1 pseudogene is annotated in these 290 nt (G+C 51.0%); it reads right to left on the bottom strand.

The annotated features are described in order from the left end of the window. Window positions 1-290 (bottom strand): annotated as a pseudogene (locus LKE08_RS23130) (hypothetical protein); the annotation flags it as partial.

Raw genomic sequence — 290 nt, 5'->3', positions numbered from 1 at the left:
TTGTCTCGGAATTGAGGAAGTTTCGGATTCTCGCTGAATTGGGGATGAGTCGGGAGATGCGATCGCATCTGTTATCGCTTCTGAAACCGAAGTTTCCGATATCTCTTCCACGCCAGCAGTGGTGGCTTCTCGTTGAATTGGGGATGAGTCGGGAGATGCGATCGCATCCGATATCGTTTCCGAAGCCAAAGTTTCTGGCTGTCGCTGAATTGGGGAAGTTTCGGATTCTCGTTGAATTGGGGATGAGTCGGGAGATGCGATCGCATCTGTTACCTCTTCCGAAGCCGAAG

The sequence above is a fragment of the Lyngbya sp. CCY1209 genome (assembly GCF_035615495.1).
Lineage (GTDB): Bacteria > Cyanobacteriota > Cyanobacteriia > Cyanobacteriales > Microcoleaceae > Limnospira.
The sequence above is the reverse complement of the archived record's forward strand: the minus strand, read 5'-3'. Positions and strand labels throughout refer to the sequence as shown.